The sequence below is a fragment of the Streptomyces sp. NPDC059142 genome (assembly GCF_042755665.1).
GTDB lineage: Bacteria > Actinomycetota > Actinomycetes > Streptomycetales > Streptomycetaceae > Streptomyces.
The window spans coordinates 2744-5560 of record NZ_JBHZDA010000023.1; the positions used below are offsets into that span (position 1 = coordinate 2744).

Here is a 2817-nt window from a genome sequence, read left to right on the forward strand (position 1 = left end):
GGGGGGGGGGGGTGAGGGGGCCGCGCCCCTCCGTTGTCCGCGCGGTGTGGGGGGGGTGTGGCGCGGGCCCCGCCCCGCCCCCGGGGGGGGGGCGGGCCCCTCGTCCTGGAGCTGGATGTCACTGGGAAGCGTCGTCCTTCGCGTCCTCGGACTCCGCGGACTCCTCGCCCTCGATCACGGGGATGAGGGAGAGCTTGCCGCGCTGGTCGATCTCGGCGATCTCGACCTGGACCTTCTGGCCCACGCCGAGGACGTCCTCGACGTTCTCGACGCGCTTGCCGCCCGCGAGCTTGCGGATCTGCGAGATGTGCAGCAGTCCGTCCTTGCCCGGGAGCAGCGACACGAACGCGCCGAAGGTGGTCGTCTTGACGACCGTGCCCAGGTAGCGCTCGCCGACCTCCGGCATGGTCGGGTTGGCGATGCCGTTGATCGTGGCGCGGGCGGCCTCGGCGGCCGGTCCGTCGGCGGCACCGATGTAGATGGTGCCGTCGTCCTCGATCGTGATGTCGGCGCCGGTGTCCTCCTGGATCTGGTTGATCATCTTGCCCTTGGGGCCGATGACCTCGCCGATCTTGTCCACGGGGATCTTGACGGTGATGATCCGCGGGGCGTTCGGGGACATCTCGTCCGGGACGTCGATGGCCTCGTTCATCACATCGAGGATGTGGAGGCGGGCGTCGCGGGCCTGCTTCAGCGCGGCGGCCAGGACCGAGGCGGGGATGCCGTCGAGCTTGGTGTCGAGCTGGAGCGCGGTGACGAACGTCTTCGTACCGGCGACCTTGAAGTCCATGTCGCCGTAGGCGTCCTCCGCACCGAGGATGTCGGTGAGGGCGACGTAGTGGGTCTTGCCGTCGATCTCCTGGGAGATCAGGCCCATGGCGATACCGGCGACGGGGGCCTTGAGGGGCACACCGGCGTTCAGCAGCGACATGGTGGAGGCGCAGACCGAGCCCATGGACGTCGAGCCGTTGGAGCCCAGCGCCTCGGAGACCTGGCGGATCGCGTACGGGAACTCCTCGCGCGTCGGCAGCACCGGCACGATGGCGCGCTCGGCGAGCGCGCCGTGGCCGATCTCGCGACGCTTCGGCGAACCGACGCGGCCGGTCTCGCCGACCGAGTACGGCGGGAAGTTGTAGTTGTGCATGTAGCGCTTGCGCGTCACCGGGGAGAGGGTGTCGAGCTGCTGCTCCATGCGGAGCATGTTGAGGGTGGTGACGCCCAGGATCTGGGTCTCGCCACGCTCGAACAGCGCGGAGCCGTGCACGCGCGGGATGGCCTCGACCTCGGCGGCGAGCGTACGGATGTCCGTGACGCCGCGGCCGTCGATGCGGACCTTGTCCTTGATGACGCGCTCGCGGACCAGGGACTTCGTCAGCGCGCGGTAGGCGCCGGAGATCTCCTTCTCGCGGCCCTCGAACTGCGGGAGCAGCTTCTCGGCGGCCAGCTCCTTGACGCGGTCCAGCTCGGCCTCGCGGTCCTGCTTGCCGGCGATGGTGAGCGCCTGGGCCAGCTCGGACCGGACGGCCGCGGTGAGGGCCTCCAGGACGTCGTCCTGGTAGTCGAGGAAGACGGGGAACTCGCCGGTGGGCTTGGCGGCCTTGGCGGCGAGGTCGGCCTGGGCCTTGCAGAGCGCCTTGATGAAGGGCTTCGCGGCTTCGAGACCGGCGGCGACGACCTCTTCGGTGGGCGCGTCGGCGCCGTCCTTGACGAGCTGGATGGTCTTCGTGGTGGCCTCGGCCTCGACCATCATGATCGCGACGTCGCCGTCCTCCAGGACCCGGCCGGCGACGACCATGTCGAAGACGGCGTCCTCCAGCTCGGTGTGGGTCGGGAAGGCGACCCACTGGCCCTTGATCAGGGCGACACGGGTGCCGCCGATCGGACCGGAGAAGGGCAGGCCCGCGAGCTGCGTGGAGCAGGAGGCGGCGTTGATCGCGACCACGTCGTACAGGTGGTCGGGGTTGAGCGCCATGATCGTCTCGACGATCTGGATCTCGTTGCGCAGGCCCTTCTTGAAGGAGGGGCGCAGCGGGCGGTCGATGAGGCGGCAGGTGAGGATCGCGTCCTCGGAGGGCCGGCCCTCACGGCGGAAGAAGGAGCCGGGGATCTTGCCGGCCGCGTACTGCCGCTCCTCGACGTCCACCGTGAGGGGGAAGAAGTCGAGCTGGTCCTTGGGCTTCTTGGAGGCGGTGGTGGCCGACAGCACCATGGTGTCGTCGTCCAGGTACGCCACGGCGGAACCGGCGGCCTGCTTGGCCAGCCGGCCCGTCTCGAAGCGGATGGTGCGGGTGCCGAAGGTTCCGTTGTCGATAACGGCCTCGGCGTAGTGGGTCTCGTTCTCCACTAGTGATTTCTCCTCGTCTTCGTCCGGTGCCCGTGTGGCAGGGGACGTGGCGGCGGAGCGCTCCTTGGTGCGGGCCGGTCTTCGATCGAAGCACCCGGGGCGGCGGCATGGGCCGCGCCTTTCCGGGCGCCACTACCGAGGACCGGCGGCGGTGGAGGTCGCTCCCCCTCTTCAGTTGTGCTCGTGCGTCCAGGTTACTGAGCTTGGCCTCGGGATGGCATTCCGGCCGTCCCGGGCGAGGCGCCCGGTCCGCCCCCGTACGGGGCGCACGGGGGCCGCGGAAGATCACGTACCCGTGAGAGGCCCCGTACATACGGCGAAGGGAGCGGGTGCCGGGTCCTGGGTACCGCGCCCCGGAAGGCGGGTTTGTTGGCGGCCCCCGCCCCCCCCCCGCCGGGGCGCGCCAAACCCCCCCCCCCCGAACTGCCCGCGTTGGAGCGCCTGGAGCTGTGGCTAGGCGTCGACGAGTACGG

General features: G+C 70.3%; 1 protein-coding gene. It reads right to left on the reverse strand.

The features are described from left to right. Positions 1-118: 118 nt before the first annotated feature. Positions 119-2344 (reverse strand): polyribonucleotide nucleotidyltransferase, encoded by a 2226-nt coding sequence (locus ACFXPK_RS11720; RefSeq protein ID WP_385074214.1) that lies wholly within the window; start codon positions 2342-2344, stop codon positions 119-121. Positions 2345-2817: the final 473 nt, after the last annotated feature.